This window comes from Enterobacter sp. MG-EB028, assembly GCF_056673305.1.
In genome coordinates this window covers 325,957-342,434 of sequence record NZ_CP195079.1, presented here as the reverse complement: position 1 = coordinate 342,434, position 16,478 = coordinate 325,957, and the positions used below count along the sequence as shown (strand labels likewise).

17 protein-coding genes are annotated in these 16,478 nt (G+C 55.9%); 3 read left to right on the top strand and 14 right to left on the bottom strand.

Features of this window, described 5'->3' with window-relative positions:
• Positions 1-2: 2 nt before the first annotated feature.
• The 6 genes from ACR42C_RS01520 to dnaB form a co-directional block, all read right to left on the bottom strand.
• Positions 3-356, bottom strand: coding sequence for an MmcQ/YjbR family DNA-binding protein (locus ACR42C_RS01520; protein ID WP_116343845.1), 354 nt, complete (start codon positions 354-356; stop codon positions 3-5).
• Positions 357-358: 2 nt separating this feature from the next.
• Complete coding sequence (locus ACR42C_RS01515) at positions 359-775, bottom strand: secondary thiamine-phosphate synthase enzyme YjbQ (protein WP_116343844.1); 417 nt, start codon at positions 773-775, stop codon at positions 359-361.
• A gap of 112 nt (positions 776-887) precedes the next feature.
• Positions 888-1,601, bottom strand: a complete 714-nt coding sequence (gene aphA, locus ACR42C_RS01510) for an acid phosphatase AphA (RefSeq protein WP_116343843.1) — start codon at positions 1,599-1,601, stop codon at positions 888-890.
• A 212-nt stretch (positions 1,602-1,813) separates the two neighbouring features.
• Positions 1,814-3,007, bottom strand: coding sequence for an aromatic amino acid transaminase (tyrB, locus tag ACR42C_RS01505; protein ID WP_166709796.1), 1,194 nt, complete (start codon positions 3,005-3,007; stop codon positions 1,814-1,816).
• A 119-nt stretch (positions 3,008-3,126) separates the two neighbouring features.
• Positions 3,127-4,206, bottom strand: coding sequence for an alanine racemase (gene alr / locus ACR42C_RS01500; RefSeq protein ID WP_192984305.1), 1,080 nt, complete (start codon positions 4,204-4,206; stop codon positions 3,127-3,129).
• Positions 4,207-4,222: 16 nt separating this feature from the next.
• On the bottom strand, positions 4,223-5,635 hold the full coding sequence (gene dnaB, locus ACR42C_RS01495; protein WP_166709792.1) for a replicative DNA helicase: 1,413 nt from the start codon (positions 5,633-5,635) through the stop codon (positions 4,223-4,225).
• Between the two features lie 66 nt (positions 5,636-5,701).
• Between dnaB and ACR42C_RS01490 the strand changes: the two genes are divergently transcribed.
• Positions 5,702-6,685 carry a quinone oxidoreductase gene (locus ACR42C_RS01490; protein ID WP_116343840.1) on the top strand — a complete coding sequence of 328 codons (984 nt, stop codon included), beginning with the start codon at positions 5,702-5,704 and terminating at the stop codon, positions 6,683-6,685.
• A gap of 184 nt (positions 6,686-6,869) precedes the next feature.
• On the opposite strand, the gene pspG is transcribed toward ACR42C_RS01490, so the two are convergent.
• The 4 genes from pspG to ACR42C_RS01470 all read right to left on the bottom strand — a co-directional run bounded on the left by pspG (position 6,870) and on the right by ACR42C_RS01470 (position 10,300).
• Complete coding sequence (gene pspG, locus ACR42C_RS01485) at positions 6,870-7,112, bottom strand: envelope stress response protein PspG (protein ID WP_166709790.1); 243 nt, start codon at positions 7,110-7,112, stop codon at positions 6,870-6,872.
• 136 nt (positions 7,113-7,248) lie between these two features.
• Positions 7,249-8,244: a tRNA dihydrouridine(20/20a) synthase DusA gene (gene dusA / locus ACR42C_RS01480; RefSeq protein WP_479984665.1), complete on the bottom strand. Its 996-nt coding sequence runs from the start codon at positions 8,242-8,244 to the stop codon at positions 7,249-7,251.
• Between the two features lie 82 nt (positions 8,245-8,326).
• Positions 8,327-9,586, bottom strand: coding sequence for a conjugal transfer protein TraF (locus ACR42C_RS01475; RefSeq protein ID WP_208327162.1), 1,260 nt, complete (start codon positions 9,584-9,586; stop codon positions 8,327-8,329).
• A gap of 225 nt (positions 9,587-9,811) precedes the next feature.
• Positions 9,812-10,300 (bottom strand): cupin domain-containing protein, encoded by a 489-nt coding sequence (locus tag ACR42C_RS01470; RefSeq protein WP_116343837.1) that lies wholly within the window; start codon positions 10,298-10,300, stop codon positions 9,812-9,814.
• Positions 10,301-10,415: 115 nt separating this feature from the next.
• Between ACR42C_RS01470 and zur the strand changes: the two genes are divergently transcribed.
• Positions 10,416-10,928 (top strand): zinc uptake transcriptional repressor Zur, encoded by a 513-nt coding sequence (gene zur / locus ACR42C_RS01465; RefSeq protein WP_116343836.1) that lies wholly within the window; start codon positions 10,416-10,418, stop codon positions 10,926-10,928.
• A gap of 48 nt (positions 10,929-10,976) precedes the next feature.
• On the opposite strand, the gene ACR42C_RS01460 is transcribed toward zur, so the two are convergent.
• From ACR42C_RS01460 to ACR42C_RS01445, 4 genes are all read right to left on the bottom strand, one after another.
• Positions 10,977-11,186: a CsbD family protein gene (locus ACR42C_RS01460; protein ID WP_014882139.1), complete on the bottom strand. Its 210-nt coding sequence runs from the start codon at positions 11,184-11,186 to the stop codon at positions 10,977-10,979.
• 120 nt (positions 11,187-11,306) lie between these two features.
• Positions 11,307-12,644 carry an MATE family efflux transporter DinF gene (gene dinF, locus ACR42C_RS01455; RefSeq protein WP_479984664.1) on the bottom strand — a complete coding sequence of 446 codons (1,338 nt, stop codon included), beginning with the start codon at positions 12,642-12,644 and terminating at the stop codon, positions 11,307-11,309.
• 63 nt (positions 12,645-12,707) lie between these two features.
• A complete protein-coding gene (gene lexA / locus ACR42C_RS01450) occupies positions 12,708-13,316 on the bottom strand; it encodes a transcriptional repressor LexA (RefSeq protein ID WP_028015162.1) in 609 nt (202 codons plus the stop codon).
• A gap of 108 nt (positions 13,317-13,424) precedes the next feature.
• Positions 13,425-13,793, bottom strand: coding sequence for a diacylglycerol kinase (locus tag ACR42C_RS01445; RefSeq protein WP_014830281.1), 369 nt, complete (start codon positions 13,791-13,793; stop codon positions 13,425-13,427).
• 154 nt (positions 13,794-13,947) lie between these two features.
• On the opposite strand from ACR42C_RS01445, the gene plsB reads away from it, so the two are divergent.
• Positions 13,948-16,368 (top strand): glycerol-3-phosphate 1-O-acyltransferase PlsB, encoded by a 2,421-nt coding sequence (gene plsB, locus ACR42C_RS01440; protein WP_479984663.1) that lies wholly within the window; start codon positions 13,948-13,950, stop codon positions 16,366-16,368.
• The last annotated feature ends 110 nt before the right edge of the window (positions 16,369-16,478 follow it).

The following is a 16,478-nucleotide window of genomic DNA, read 5'->3' as shown; positions in this document are numbered from 1 at the left end:
TCTCAGACGGAGAGCTGCTGCCGGGTCGTTTCCGGCAGCAGCTCAACCGCCTGCTTATAAGACGCATCCACCAGATAGTAAATTTGCGAGCCAGGCAGCGAACCGTCCAGATAGACGGTGCTCCAGTGCGCTTTATTGAGGTGCTGGCTCGGCCTCACATCATCATGCTGCTGACGTAACAGATCCGCCAGTTCCGGGCTGGTTTTCAGCGACGCCGCCGGGCGCCCCTCTACCTCTTTCACCATCGCAAATAGCACGTCTCCCACTTTAATCTGCGTGGCTTTCCAGTCGCTATGAACGCTCTGCTCTGCGCCAGGTTTACTCATGCAGTACTGAAGTAGCTCCGAAATTGTCATCTTTATTCCCCTTGTAGCGTTGCGATAATTTTACGCGAACCACCGTGAATGCGATGTTCTCCCAGCCAGATCCCCTGCCACGTTCCCAGCAGTAGCCGCCCGTTGTGTACCGGCAACATCAGCGATACGCCCAGCAGAGAAGATTTGATATGCGAAGGCATGTCATCCTGGCCTTCATAATCGTGCTCGTAGGGGGCGTTGTCCGGAACTGTCTTCAGGAAATGGTGTTCCATATCTGACCGGACGGTAGGATCGCAATTTTCATTAAGCGTGAGAGAAGCCGATGTGTGCTGAAGCAGCAGATGCAGTAAACCCGTTTTGACGCGCGACAGATCGCGGATTTGCCCGATGACTTCCTCCGTCACAAGGTGAAACCCGCGGGGTTTAGCGCTTAAGGTCAGGGTCTGTTGATACCACATGTGCTGCTCCGTTAAGAAAGATGAATCTTTCTAAGTGTGCAGCAAGAAGGCGAAAGGTAAAACCCGCAGCGGCGGATTTGTTCAAAAAAGAATCAAACTCGCCGCGCGCGTGCTAATACTCGGAGTTCACAATCACCTCTTCGCCAAACTTGCCTGCCATTGGCAGCGGTCGATAGGTCGAGTTAGAGGCACGCAGCACCCGGATCGCTCTGGCCCCCACATCCTGCGCCGCGGTAATGTCGTTATCCGAATCACCGTAGAACACTTTGATGTTTTTCTGCTCCAGCCACTGGGTTTTGGTGTTTTGTCCCTCTTTATCACCCGCAAAAATGACCGGGTTCATGCTGGCTGCCGGGATCTGAAAATCGTCCTGCAGGGTTTTGGAGACGGTCTCGGTTTTGGTCTGGCTACGACCGGTAACGAAGTAAATGCTGTCGCCGCGCTTAACGTGCATAGCAATTACCGCCCGGGCGACCTCTTTCGGGATGCTGTACTCGTCCCAACCGTTATTCATTTTTTCCCAGAACTCCGGGTTCTTCAGATACGCTTCGCTGTCGGGCGAATACATTTTCTTGCCACGCCAGAACCCCGGGCTGGAGAAGAGAACGGTATCGTCAATGTCGAAGCCCACGGCCATTGGCGGACGGCCCACCAGGCTGTTTTCGATTTGTGCCACGGAAACCCAGTGAATGGGTGCCTGTTCGGCCAGCATGGCGGCGGTGGTGCCGGTGTAGAGCGGCGTCGGTGCAGAAGCTCGCGCCACAACAGCACTATTAAGCGAGAACAATAAGCAGGCGGCGCTGAGCGCCAGTGTGATCTTGCGCATGTTTTCCCCTGAATATTCAGTTTGTTATCGTTTTATTTTGAGTGGATGGTCAAAAAACTATCCGACCATAACCCCAGCGGGAGGTGAAGGAAAGGAGTTTTTGCTTATGAAGCGGAATAAAAAGAAGAGGATCACAAAAGGCCGGACAACCTTTTTGTGCGGCCTGATGGCCTCACCCAACCCTCTCCCACGGGGAGAGGGTTGGTAAGTACTTACATCACAGCAGCAAACGCCTGCGCCACGCGATGAACGTTGCTGGCATTCAAACCCGCCACGCACATACGGCCGCTGGCGATCAGGTAGACGCCGAACTCTTCGCGCAGGCGATCGACCTGAGCCGCGCTCAGTCCGGTGTAGCTGAACATCCCGCGCTGCTTGAGCAGATAATCAAAGTTATGCCCCGGTACAGCCTCTTTCAGGACGTTAACCAGCTCCTGACGCATTGACAGGATGCGCTTACGCATCGCTTCCACTTCGGCAAGCCAGGACGCTTTCAGCTGTTCGTCACCGAGTACCGTCGCCACCACCTGCGCACCAAAGTTTGGCGGGCTGGAGTAAATGCGGCGCACCGTCGCCTTCAGTTGACCCAGCACGCGGCCCGCCGCTTCGGCGTCTTCACACACCACGGACAGACCGCCAACGCGCTCGCCGTAAAGTGAGAAGATTTTTGAGAAGGAGTTGCTGACCAGCGCTGGCAGCCCGGCGCTGGCAACGGCGCGGATGGCGTAAGCATCTTCTTCCATGCCCGCGCCAAAGCCCTGGTAGGCGATATCGAGGAACGGGATCAAATTGCGGGCCTTCAGCACCTCTATCACCGCATCCCACTGAGCATTGGTGAGGTCCGCACCGGTCGGGTTATGGCAGCATGGATGCAGCAATACGATACTGCGCTCCGGCAGTGTGTTCAGTTTTTCCAGCAACGCTTCGACGCGCACGCCGTTGGTTTCGCTGTCGAACCACGGATAGGTCTCGACCTTAAAGCCTGCCCCCTCGAAGATCGCAACGTGGTTTTCCCACGTCGGGTCGCTGACCCACACGCCGGAATCCGGGAAGTACTTTTTAAGGAAATCTGCACCCACTTTCAGCGCCCCTGAGCCGCCCAGCGTCTGGATGGTCGCCACGCGTTTCTGCGCGAGTACCGCGTGATCGGCCCCAAACAGCAGAGGCGCGATGGTGTTGCGGTAGGAGTTAAGCCCTTCCATCGGCAGATAAAGAGACGCACCGTGCGTAACAGCGTTAAGGCGCGCTTCGGCTTCAGCAACGGCTTTTAATTGCGGGATGATGCCATCCTCGTTGTAATACAAGCCAATGCTGAGGTTCACTTTGTCGCTGCGAGGATCTTCTTTGAAACGCTCCATTAAGGAGAGGATAGGGTCGCCGGCATAGGCGTCAACTTTCTGAAACACGCGATGGTTCTCCGGAATTCGATGAGGCAGGAATTTCAACAATAAACCGGAAGTGGGAGAAGGTCGAGAGGATGTTAATAAAGTTGGAGTGAGGTTAAATCCCTCACTCCACTGGCGGTTCAATCAATGTATTTCATTGCTACCCTTGACGTCAGGCGCGTGATAAGTTCGTAAGCACTCACTTTCGTGATTTCAGCAATGCGTTCAACGGGCAGACCTTCGCCCCACATCACCACATCGTCGCCCGCTTTATCCTGGGCTTCAGGTCCCAGATCTACACAAATCATATCCATCGCCACGCGGCCGACAATCTTCACTTCACGACCGTTGACCAGCACCGGCGTACCCGTTGGCGCAGCGCGCGGATAGCCGTCGCCGTAGCCCATCGCCACCACGCCGAGACGCGTGTCGCGCTCGCTGGTCCAGGTGCCGCCGTAACCCACCGGCTCTCCCGCTTTGTGCTCACGCACGGCAATCAGCTTTGAAACCAGCGACATCACCGGCTTAAAGCCTAAGTCCGGCCCCCAGGGTTTGTTCTCCAGCGGTGAAACGCCATAAAGGATGATGCCCGGACGCGCCCAGTCGAAGTGCGACTGCGGCCATAGCAGGATCCCGCCGGAAGCCGCAATCGAGCGCATCCCCGGCTTGCCTTCGCAGAAGGTGTTAAAGATATCGAGCTGCTGCTCGGTTGCCCCGCACTCTGGCTCATCGGCACGGGCAAAATGGCTGACGATGTTCACCGGCTGGCGCACGTTTTTGCACTGGCTCAGACGCTGATAAAACGCTTCTGCGTTTTCCGGACGCACGCCCAGCCTGTGCATGCCCGTGTCGAGCTTCATCCAGACGGTCACCGGCTCGCTCAGTGTGGCGGTTTCCAGCGCGGCCAGCTGCTCTTCGTTGTGTACCGCCGTGTGCAGACGCTGGTCGGCAATGGTTGGCAGATCCGAGGCTTCAAAAAAGCCTTCAAGGAGCAGAATAGGTTGAGTAATGCCGCCTGCGCGCAGACGGAGAGCTTCTTCAAGACGGGCGACGCCAAAGGCGTCGGCATCGGGGAGCGTTCGCGCGGTCTCAAGAAGACCGTGTCCGTAAGCGTTCGCTTTCACGACTGCAACGAGCCTGCTGGCGGGCGCCAGTTCACGCAGACGTTGCAGGTTGTGTCGCAGAGCGCGGCGGTTAATCACAACAGTTGCCGCTTGCATTTGAATTCCTTAGAAATTACTCATCATCATATTGAGGACCGGCATAGTTGTCGAAACGCGACCACTGTCCGTTAAAGGTCAAACGCACCGTCCCGATCGGGCCGTTACGTTGCTTACCAATGATAATTTCGGCGATCCCCTTCAGGTCGCTGTTCTCGTGATAAACCTCATCACGGTAGATAAACATGATTAAGTCGGCATCCTGCTCGATGGAGCCGGACTCACGCAGGTCGGAGTTGACCGGGCGCTTGTCGGCACGTTGTTCCAGGGAGCGGTTCAGCTGCGACAGCGCCACTACCGGCACGTGCAGCTCTTTGGCTAACGCCTTGAGCGAGCGGGAAATCTCCGCAATTTCCAGCGTACGGTTGTCGGAGAGCGACGGGACGCGCATCAGCTGAAGGTAGTCGATCATGATAAGGCCGATGCCGCCGTGTTCACGGGCGATACGGCGCGCGCGGGAACGGACCTCAGTCGGCGTCAGGCCGGAGGAGTCATCAATATAGATGTTCCGTTTTTCCAGCAGAATGCCCATGGTGCCGGAGATACGCGCCCAGTCCTCATCGTCGAGCTGGCCGGTACGAATGCGGGTCTGATCCACGCGCGACAGCGACGCCAGAGAACGCATCATGATCTGTTCGGAGGGCATCTCAAGGCTGAAAATCAGTACGGGCTTATCCTGCAACATCGCCGCATTTTCGACGAGGTTCATCGCAAAAGTTGTTTTACCCATCGACGGACGCGCCGCGACGATGATCAAATCCGACGGCTGCAAACCGGCAGTTTTCTTGTTCAAATCGTCATAACCGGTATTCACCCCGGTTACACCGTCGTGCGGCTGCTGGAACAGCTGCTCAATACGCGCCACGGTAGCGTCGAGCACATCGGCGATGTTTTTTGGGCCTTCGTCTTTGTTCGCACGGCTTTCGGCGATTTTGAAGACGCGGGACTCGGCAAGGTCGAGCAGGTCTTCGCTGGTGCGGCCCTGTGGATCAAAACCGGCCTCGGCAATCTCATTCGCCACCGAGATCATCTCGCGAACGACGGCACGTTCGCGCACGATATCTGCGTAAGCGCTGATGTTCGCCGCGCTTGGCGTGTTTTTTGACAGTTCTGCCAGGTAGGCAAACCCACCGACGCTGTCCAGCTGCCCCTGACGCTCAAGCGATTCCGCGAGCGTGATCAGGTCAATCGGGCTGCCGGACTCCTGCAGGCGCGCCATTTCGGTAAAGATGTGGCGGTGCGGACGGGTGTAGAAATCTTCAGACACCACGCGCTCGGCAACGTCGTCCCAGCGTTCGTTATCCAGCATTAAACCGCCCAACACCGACTGTTCCGCTTCAATCGAGTGCGGCGGGACTTTTAACCCTGCGACCTGGAAATCACGCTCGCGAGGTTCAGCCTGTTTGTTGAAGGGTTTGTTTCCTGCCATAGTGAATGGAGTTACCGAGATAAAGAGTGGGTCGAAAGATTACCATATTTTTCTTACGGAGGGAGCATGGCAACGCGCATTGAGTTCCAGAAACACGGCGGTCCTGAAGTGCTGAAAGCGGTGGAGTTTACCCCCGCTGCGCCTGGGGAGAACGAAATCCAGGTTGAAAACAAAGCTATCGGCATTAACTACATCGATACCTATATTCGCGGCGGCCTCTACCCGCCTCCGTCAATGCCGAGCGGCCTGGGCACTGAAGCGGCCGGCATCGTCAGCAAAGTGGGCAGTGCGGTTAAACATATCAAAGAAGGCGATCGTGTGGTGTATGCGCAGTCTGCCCTGGGCGCTTACAGCTCCGTCCACAACGTCCCGGCGGACAAAGCCGCTCTGCTGCCGAACGCCATCTCCTTTGAGCAGGCGGCCGCCTCATTCCTGAAAGGGCTGACGGTTTATTACCTGCTGCGCAAAACCTACGAAATTAAGCCCGATGAGCAGTTCCTGTTCCACGCTGCCGCCGGTGGTGTGGGGCTGATTGCCTGCCAGTGGGCGAAAGCCTTAGGCGCGAAGCTCATCGGCACCACAGGCAGTGCGCAAAAAGCGCAGCGTGCGCTGGACGCGGGCGCGTGGCAGGTGATCAACTACCGGGAAGAGAGCGTCGTCGAGCGGCTAAAAGAGATCACTGGCGGCAAAAAAGTACGCGTGGTGTATGACTCGGTGGGGAAAGATACCTGGGAGGCGTCGCTGGACTGCCTTCAGCGTCGTGGGCTGATGGTGAGCTTCGGTAACGCCTCAGGCGCTGTAACCGGCGTTAATCTGGGCATTCTGAACCAGAAAGGGTCTCTGTACGTGACGCGCCCTTCTTTGCAGGGTTACATCACCAACCGGGAAGAGCTGGAGGAAGCCAGCAACGAGCTGTTCTCGCTGATCGCCAGCGGCGTGATTAAGGTGGATGTGGCAGATGCGCAGAAATACCCGCTAACCGATGCACGGCGTGCTCATGAGGTGCTGGAAAGCCGGGCGACGCAGGGTTCAAGTTTGTTAATTCCCTGACCCCTAAAAAGAAATTGGGCTTCCCGTGGGAAGCCCTTTCTTTTTTTAGTTCGGCTGTATGTAGGGTACAGCTCGATGAATTCTGTAGCGGCAGTCATAGTGACAGATTCGATAAGTAAATCCTATTCTGTTCTAAGCCATGCCGCCGGAAAAGTTACAAGTATGTGACGAACCCCTCAATACCTTAGTAACGGAAGCGGTTATTGCGCTGATAAGTCGGCAATTTTGGCGCTTTAATCGCCCGTATTACCCACACCACGGCGATAGCCAGCAGCAGCCACGGCAGCAGTTTGATCGTCAGGGCAAATAACCCGCCGATAAACATTACCACCGTCGCCACAACGAGTGCGGCCAGAATGCCGAGCAGCGACACGCCTGTGGCTAACAGCATGACAAAAAAGCCAATGATAAAAAGTAGTTCCAGCATGGTGCTCTCCCACGAGTTCCCGAATGTTGCTGCAATCATTACAAGAATCATGCCAAAGCTAACGCATTGTTCTTAAAGCAAAACGCCCCGCGAGAATTCGCAGGGCGTGGTGAATTTGACGAACTTTTAGCGAAAGTTATCGCTTGTCTGCCACCAGTCGCAGCGCATGTTCCAGCACCTCAATATCGGCACCGGCTTTATGCGCATTCTCGCTCAGGTAGCGACGCCACTGACGCGCGCCCGGAATACCCTGGAACAGGCCAAGCATATGGCGAGTGATATGGCCAAGATAAGTGCCATTGCTCAACTCGCGCTCGATGTAAGGGTACATCGAACGCACGACGGCAACCGGATCGGTGTCCGCGCCTTCGATGCCAAAGATTTCGCGGTCGACCGTCGCCAGAATGCCCGGATTCTGATACGCCTCGCGCCCGACCATCACGCCATCCATATGTTCAAGGTGCGCTTTGGCCTCTTCCAGCGACTTGATACCGCCGTTAATTGACATCGTCAGGTGCGGGAAATCACGTTTCAGTTGATACACGCGCGGATAATCCAGCGGCGGGATCTCACGGTTCTCTTTCGGGCTGAGGCCGGAGAGCCAGGCTTTACGGGCGTGAATGATAAACATCTCGCACTCGCCTTTCCCGGATACCGTGTTGATGAAATCGCACAGGAATTCGTAGCTGTCCTGGTCATCAATTCCGATACGGGTTTTGACCGTTACCGGTATGGAGACCACATCACGCATCGCCTTGATACAGTCCGCCACCAGCTGTGCATTGCCCATCAGACAGGCACCGAACATGCCGTTTTGCACGCGGTCGGAAGGACAGCCAACGTTGAGGTTGATCTCGTCGTAGCCGCGTTCTTCCGCCAGCCTCGCGCACTGCGCCAGCGCGGCCGGATCGCTGCCCCCCAGCTGCAGGGCAACCGGATGCTCTTCTTCGCTGTATGCCAGGTAGTCGCCCTTCCCGTGAATGATTGCGCCCGTGGTCACCATTTCCGTGTACAGCAGCGTATGGCGGGAGAGCTGACGCAGGAAATAGCGGCAGTGTCTGTCCGTCCAGTCGAGCATCGGCGCAATAGAGAAACGGTGTGCAGGGAAAGCGGTCTGGTATTCTGACAACATGACGAAGTTTTAAGCATCTGGTGGAAAAGGGGCGCTACTATAGCACAAAGAAAAGCCGGAGGCGCATCGCCTCCGGTAGACTTTAGAACGTCATACTCAGCTGGGCCCCTGCGCCCCAGGTTTCGTCTTCACCGTACAGGCCCATCAGGTCAACATGAACGGTACTGAACGGCGCGAAACCAACACCGCCGGTAAAGACGTTGCTGTCGTTACCTTTCATGTCCGCGCGATAACCGGCGCGCACCGCCAGCCAGCTCAGCGGAGTCACTTCAGCACCGACCCCAACATACTGCGACGTATCTTCGCTCTTGAAGCCTTTGGTTTCGGTCAGATCGCCATCGGCGGTCAGGGTCACCAGATCGTTGTGCCAGGCGGCGCCCGCGGTCACCAGCGGACGGATCTGGTAGGTGTCTTTATAGCTCACCACTTCCCCCGTACGCCCGTTGCGGATGCGGATATCTTTGGTGTCGATATCGCGCGACATCAGGTTTTGCCCGCTCACACCGACCGTCCAGTGTTCGCCAAAATCAGCGGCAATACCGGCATCGACGTTAAAGCCAGTATCGTCTGTACGGTAGCGGCTGTCGTTCCACTTATTACTGTCGTAATCGTAGATTGAGGTGGTGTAGTTATAGATCCAGGTTTTTTGCAGTTTTGGCGTCACGCCCACGGAAACCGGAACACCGCCAAGGTCAAACTGGCGGGCAACGGCAACGCCATAGTCAGACACAATCGCCGCCCGACCGGACGCCGTTGAGTTGAGGTTTTTAGTGATCTGATCCGTGCCGTTCAGCGCAGCGTCCAGGGCAACACCGGCAGCCACCACATTGCTTCTTTGAATACTGCGCAGATAATCAATATCCTGCTGATCGATAGACGAACTTACCCGACCATGGGCATAGCCTTTCGCCATAAAGGCCACGGAAAGCACATCGTTAGGGATACTCACGGCAAGCCCTGCCCCTGCCGTTGCGCGTGCGGTTTTACCCTTGAGATAGTCCAGCTCATCGGCCAGATCTTTGGCCGCGCCCTGGAACTGATTAATCGAGCCTAGCGGATTGGTGATGACCTGAATTGGCGTAAGGTTATCAACCACATCTTTATAATGATTGATTTTGTCGTTGATGGTATCAATTTCGTCCTGAAGATTGTCTTCATCCGTCACCTGCACCCCAACGGACGGCAAAATGACCGTCACATCATCGTCCGGTTTTGCCTTTGCAAGCAGCGCGGGGTTAATTAATGCCCCGCTGCCATAACTGCCCGAAGCAACGCCGGTCCCCCCCATCGCGTCGCTACGTGATTCTGTCCAGGTATTGGCTGCTCCCGCCTGATTTGCCATAAACAAGGAGACAGCGATGCTAACCACCGAAAATTTAAAATGTTTTTTCACAGTATGCCCGTCTTATAGTCTGTTATGAAATAACCCCTGTCTGTTATCCCCCAAACAGGCGCGAACTATTGCTGTGAATAAAGATAAAAAGACCCGCCAATTCACTCCCTAAGTAAAATTCCCTTACGGCCTGTTGTAATTTGTGACGGCCCTCAATATTTATAGAAGAGGAAATTATTTTTTCACAGGTTTTCCATCATGTGGGCCAAAAAATTGAGGGGGATGATCTACCCAGCGGTCCTCTCGCGTGGCGGCATAGACCGGGTTGAGCGGATAGTAGATGCGATTTTGCTTCTTGTTGGCCTCACCCACCACCAGTAACCGAACCTCTTCGTCCGTATTGTTGATAAAGGTGTGGCACACGCCCGTTCCGGCGGGAAAGCCCACGCTGTCACCGGGTTCAAGCTTCCACAAATAGCCATTAATCCAGGCTTCGGGATAGCCCTCAAGCACGTAGATAAACTCTTCTTCGTCACTTTCCGCATGGGGATAGGACGTCCGACGTCCTGGCGGTAAACGCTCATGATGGATGCCTATGCGCCTGAGGCCCAGGCTGCGAGCCAGCGGTGCACCGATGGAAAAAAGCTCGTTACTGTCGGGGTAGGTGGCGTCATCTGGCCCTTCTACCTCGCGCCAGTGCGTAATACAGTCTGGTTTTTTCATGGTTACATTCCCGGTTTGCGATGCGCCAGGTATAGCACAGCCTGGCGGATATCGGTGTTTTTGCCATAACATGATAAAGTGAGGGTTTTACATCCCAGAACATCCGAGGTGCTAAATGGATAAGTCCACAAAAGAGCTGTTAGCGCAGGCCGAAAAGCTGTGCGCGCAACGCAATGTGCGCCTGACCCCGCAGCGCCTTGAAGTCTTGCGCCTGATGAGCCTGCAACAGGGGGCAATCAGCGCCTACGATCTGCTCGACCTGCTCCGTGAAAGCGAGCCGCAGGCTAAACCGCCCACGGTGTATCGCGCGCTGGATTTCCTGCTGGAACAAGGGTTTGTGCATAAGGTCGAATCCACAAACAGCTATGTGCTGTGCCATCTTTTCGATCAGCCAACCCACACATCGGCGATGTTTATTTGCGACCGCTGCGGCGTGGTAAAAGAAGAAGGCGCAGAGGGCGTAGAGGACATTATGCACACGCTGGCGGCAAGGATGGGTTTTGCCCTGCGTCATAACGTGATTGAAGCACACGGGTTGTGTTCAGCATGCGTAGAGGTGGAAGCCTGTCGGCATCAGGATGCGTGTCAGCACGACCACTCAATTCTGGTGAAGAAAAAGCCGCGTTAACGGCAAAAGAAAAGGCGGCCTGAAGCCGCCTGTGTGGGTTATTCAGCGTTACCAACGATAGTCGTTACGGGTTTCCCAGTCTTTGACTTCGTTTTCCGCCTGATCTTTCGCGTAGCCGTAACGTTCCTGAATTTTACCGACAAGCTGATCGCGTTTACCTTCAATGACGGTCATATCGTCATCGGTCAGCTTACCCCACTGTTCTTTCGCTTTACCTTTGAACTGCTTCCAGTTGCCGCCGATTTCGTCTTTATTCATCATCGTGTCCTCTTAGTTAAGCGTCGGGTCGTAACGTCCGTTACGTTCTTTTCTGCTGGACGTGATAATTATTGTAGTTAAGGATTCGGCGGTTGGTTTCATATTCGGAATCTTTAACCGTCACGATATATCGTGGCGGGAGGGAAGCCAGGTATTATTTTGCCAGTGACGGTGCCAGATAAAGGCAAGCGACAGGCCGCGCAGAGAGAGGAAGACCGCAAGCGCCAGCCACAAACCGTGATTACCCAGCCAGGGTAGCGTCAGCAGCGTCAGACCAAACCCCGCCGCCGCGACCGCCATACTGTTGCGCATTTCCGCCCCGCGCGTCGCGCCGATAAACATGCCGTCCAGCAGATAGCACCAGACGCCTACTACCGGCAAAATAACCTGCCAGACGATGTAGCGGTCCGCCAGTTCGCGTAAAGCCGGTAACGAAGTGAGCAATGCAATAATGTCACGGCCAAAACAGGCGTAAATCAGTGCGAATGCCAGCGCGACCAGGCCCGACTGGCGGCAGGCCGCACGCCAGACATCCCGAAGCTGCCCGCTTTCCCGCGCGCCGTACGCCTGCCCGGAATGCGCCTCAACGGCATAGGCGAAGCCGTCCAGCGCGTAGGCGGTGAACGTCAGCAATGTCATCAGGACTGCATTCACCGCAACGATTTCTGGCCCCAGTCGAGCCCCAAAGACCGTCAGAGCGCCGAAACAGATCTGAAGCAGCAGCGAACGCAGCATGATGTCACGGTTGAGCGCCAGCAGCCTGCGGATATTGCCGCGCCATGCTGTTTTGAGCAGCGCAAGGGAGATCCCGCGCATCGCCAGCACGCGCCAGACCATCCACAAGCCAATGAAAAAGGTCCCGTATTCTGCAATCGCCGTCGCCAGTGCCGCCCCGCGTACGTCCATATGCAGGCCTATCACCAGCCAGAGATCGAGCACAATGTTGAGAAGGTTTCCCACGACCAGCAAAATCACTGGCGCACGGGCATATTGCACGCCCAGTAACCAACCCAGCAGAACCAGGTTTGCCAGCGAAGCGGGCGCGCTAAGCCAGCGAATTTCCAGGAAGCGACGCGCCTGCTCCAGTACCGCCTCGCTGCCGCCAACGACCTGGAGTGCAAGGTCGATCAGGGGCGTGCGCAGTAAAACAATCAACATTCCCGCGCCCAGCGCCAGGATCAGCGGCTGCACCAGCGCACGCGCCAGACGTAACGGGTCTTTCGCACCGTACGCCTGTGCCGTGAGCCCGGTAGTACTCATACGTAAAAAGAGCAGCAGCATAAACAGGAAGCTGGTTGCCGTCGCCCCAATCGCCACGCCGCCAAGATAAACAGGGGAATCGAGATGACCAATAACGGCCGTGTCGACCAGACCCAGCAAGGGCACGGTGATATTGGAGAAAATCATCGGCAGGGCAAGACGCCACAATGCCTTATCTGAAGCCGTCAGCAGTGACATGAGAAATACCGGGAATGGAAGACGAAGCAGGCTACAGCGAAAGCGTAGCCTGTCAGGAAGAGATTACAGCCATTCGCCGTTGCGAATCACGCCTACTGCCAGACCTTCAATGGAGAAGCTCTGTTCGCGGAGGTCGACCACAATCGGGGTGAACTCGTTGTTTTCAGGCAACAGCTGGACGGTGTTACCCTGTTTTTTCAGGCGCTTAACGGTCACTTCGTCATCAATGCGCGCCACCACCACCTGGCCGTTCCGCACATCCTGCGTTTTGTGAACGGCCAGCAGGTCGCCATCAAGAATGCCGATGTCTTTCATCGACATCCCGCTAACGCGCAGCAGGAAATCAGCGCTCGGCTTGAACATACCAGGATCGACCTGGTAGTGGCCTTCTATATGCTGTTGTGCCAGCAGCGGTTCACCTGCGGCAACGCGGCCTATCAGAGGAATGCCCGTCTCTTCTTCCACCAGCAGGCGGATACCACGCGACGCGCCTGACACAATCTCAATTACACCCTTACGCGCCAGCGCTTTCAGGTGTTCCTCGGCAGCATTCGGAGAACGGAAGCCCAGACGCTGCGCGATTTCCGCACGCGTGGGTGGCATACCCGTCTGGCCGATATGATCCCGAATGAGATCAAACACCTCTTGCTGCCTGGTCGTTAATGCTTTCATTCCGCCCCCTGGGTGTATATACAGTTATGCTGTGAGTATATACAGTCAAAGGCGATTTTGGAACCAAAAACTGCACAAAAAACCAGGGACTTAATTATTCCTCGAGGCTCATCGGAAATGTGACCAAAGCAGCGTGACCCAGGTAATAGCTGCAGTGATAATTGCCAGCAGCACAGCGGCAGAACCCATATCTTTCGCGCGGCCAGAAAGCTCGTGGAAATCTGAGCCGATCCGGTCAACAACGGCCTCAATAGCGCTATTGAGAATTTCCACTATCATCACCAGAAGTACGGAACCGATGAGAAGCACGCGGGTAATGGCATCTACATCAAGGAAACAGGCGATGATAACCGCGACGATAGCGGCGACACCTTCCTGGCGAAAAGCAGCTTCATTAACCCACGCGGCACGGAAACCTTTCCATGAATAGCCAGCGGCTTTGATGATACGCGTTAACCCAGTGGTATTATTGGCCATTAAAAGAACCTTTTTTAAAAAAGAGCGTCAGTAACAGGAGCAGCAGCGCGTTTCGCTGCCGCCTGAAGTATGACGGGTAACAACAGAAATTTTGCGCGCTTTCTGTTATCCTTGCGCCGCAATTGCATTATTAACCAGAGGCTTTACATCGTTTATGTCCGGCTGGCCACGAATTTACTACAAATTACTTAATTTACCATTAAGCATCCTGGTAAAAAGCAAGTCTATCCCAGCAGAACCCGCGCTGGAACTGGGGCTCGATACGTCGCGCCCTATTATGTACGTTTTGCCTTATAACTCGAAGGCAGATCTGCTGACGCTTCGCGCCCAGTGTCTGGCGCATGATTTACCCGACCCGCTTGAACCGCTGGAAGTTGACGGCACTTTGCTGCCGCGCTACGTGTTCATCCACGGCGGGCCGCGCGTGTTTACCTATTACACGCCGAAAGAAGAGTCCATCAAGCTGTTCCACGACTATCTCGACCTGCACCGCAGCAATCCTGACCTGGATGTGCAGATGGTGCCGGTATCGGTAATGTTTGGTCGCCGCCCGGGCCGTGAAAAAGGTGAAGAGAACCCACCGCTGCGCATGCTTAACGGCATTCAGAAGTTCTTCGCGGTCTCCTGGCTGGGACGCGACAGCTTTGTGCGATTCTCCCCTTCCGTCTCCCTTCGCCGGATGGCGGACGAGCACGGCACTGACAAGATCATCGCGCAAAAACTGGCGCGCGTGGCGCGTATGCACTTCGCCCGTCAGCGCCTGGCGGCTGTAGGGCCACGCCTCCCGGCGCGTCAGGACCTGTTCAACAAGCTGCTGGCCTCTAAAGCGATTGCCCGCGCCGTTGAAGACGAAGCGCGCAGCAAGAAAATTTCGCATGAGAAAGCCCAGCAGAACGCCATTGCGCTGATGGAGGAGATCGCAGCGAACTTCTCTTACGAGATGATTCGCCTGTCCGATCGTATTCTCGGCTTTACCTGGAACCGCCTGTATCAGGGCATCAACGTTCATAACGCCGAACGTGTGCGGCAGCTGGCGCACGATGGCCATGAGATTGTCTATGTCCCCTGCCACCGCAGCCACATGGACTATCTGCTTCTCTCCTACGTGCTCTATCACCAGGGGCTGGTACCGCCGCACATTGCCGCTGGTATTAACCTGAACTTCTGGCCAGCAGGCCCGATTTTCCGCCGTCTGGGTGCGTTCTTTATTCGTCGTACCTTCAAGGGCAACAAGCTCTACTCCACCGTGTTCCGCGAGTATCTCGGCGAGCTGTTCAGCCGCGGCTATTCAGTGGAGTACTTCGTGGAGGGCGGTCGTTCCCGTACCGGTCGCCTGCTCGATCCGAAGACCGGCACGCTCTCGATGACCATTCAGGCGATGCTGCGCGGAGGAACCCGTCCGATCACGCTGGTGCCAATTTACATTGGCTATGAGCACGTGATGGAAGTGGGCACGTACGCCAAAGAGCTGCGTGGTGCGACCAAAGAGAAAGAGAGCCTGCCGCAGATGCTGCGCGGCCTGAGCAAGTTACGCAACCTGGGTCAGGGCTACGTGAACTTTGGCGAGCCGATGCCGCTGATGACGTATCTGAACCATCATGTTCCGGAGTGGCGCGAGTCTATCGATCCTATCGAAGCGGTTCGTCCGGCCTGGCTGACGCCAACGGTGAACGGTATCGCGTCCGAGCTGATGGTGCGCATTAACAACGCCGGTGCGGCCAATGCCATGAACCTGTGCTGTACGGCGCTGCTGGCTTCCCGTCAGCGCTCCCTGACTCGTGAACAGCTCACGGAGCAGCTGGACTGCTACCTGGACATGATGCGCAACGTGCCGTACTCGGTTGATTCGACGGCCCCTTCTGCTACCGCCAGCGAGCTTATCGATCACGCGCTGCAGATGAACAAGTTTGAAGTCGAGAAAGACACGATCGGCGATATCATCATTCTGCCGCGCGAGCAGGCGGTACTGATGACGTACTACCGCAACAACATCGCTCATATGCTGATGCTGCCGTCGCTCATGGCGGCCATTATCACCCAGCATCGCCGCATCTCACGCCAGGAGCTGTTGCGCCACGTTGAGACGCTCTACCCGATGCTGAAAGCGGAGCTGTTCCTGCGCTGGAGCAAGGAACAGCTGGCCGTTGAGCTGGATAAACTGACGGAAGAGCTGCGCCGTCAGGGGCTGATTACCGTTGCAAACGACGAACTGCATATCAATCCGTCACGCTCCCGTACCCTGCAACTGCTGGCGGCCGGTGCGCGTGAAACGCTCCAGCGCTACGCCATTACGTTCTGGCTGCTGAGCGCGAACCCGTCGATCAACCGCGGCACGCTGGAGAAAGAGAGCCGGACACTGGCACAGCGCCTGTCCGTTCTGCACGGCATTAACGCCCCTGAATTCTTCGACAAAGCGGTCTTTAGCTCCCTGGTGCTGACGCTGCGTGACGAAGGCTTCATCAGCGATACGGGCGATGCCGAGCCGGAAGAGACGCTGAAGGTTTACCAGATGCTGGCTGAGCTGATTACCTCGGACGTGCGCCTGACGATTGAGAGCGCCACGCAGGGCGAGTGATGTTAAAAAGCCGGGTAGTGGTTTCACCTGACCCGGCCTGGCGTTCTGCATAATATAAAGGCCCGGTAAGCGCTAACGCTACCGGGCCTTATTTTTGAGCCTTCTTAAAT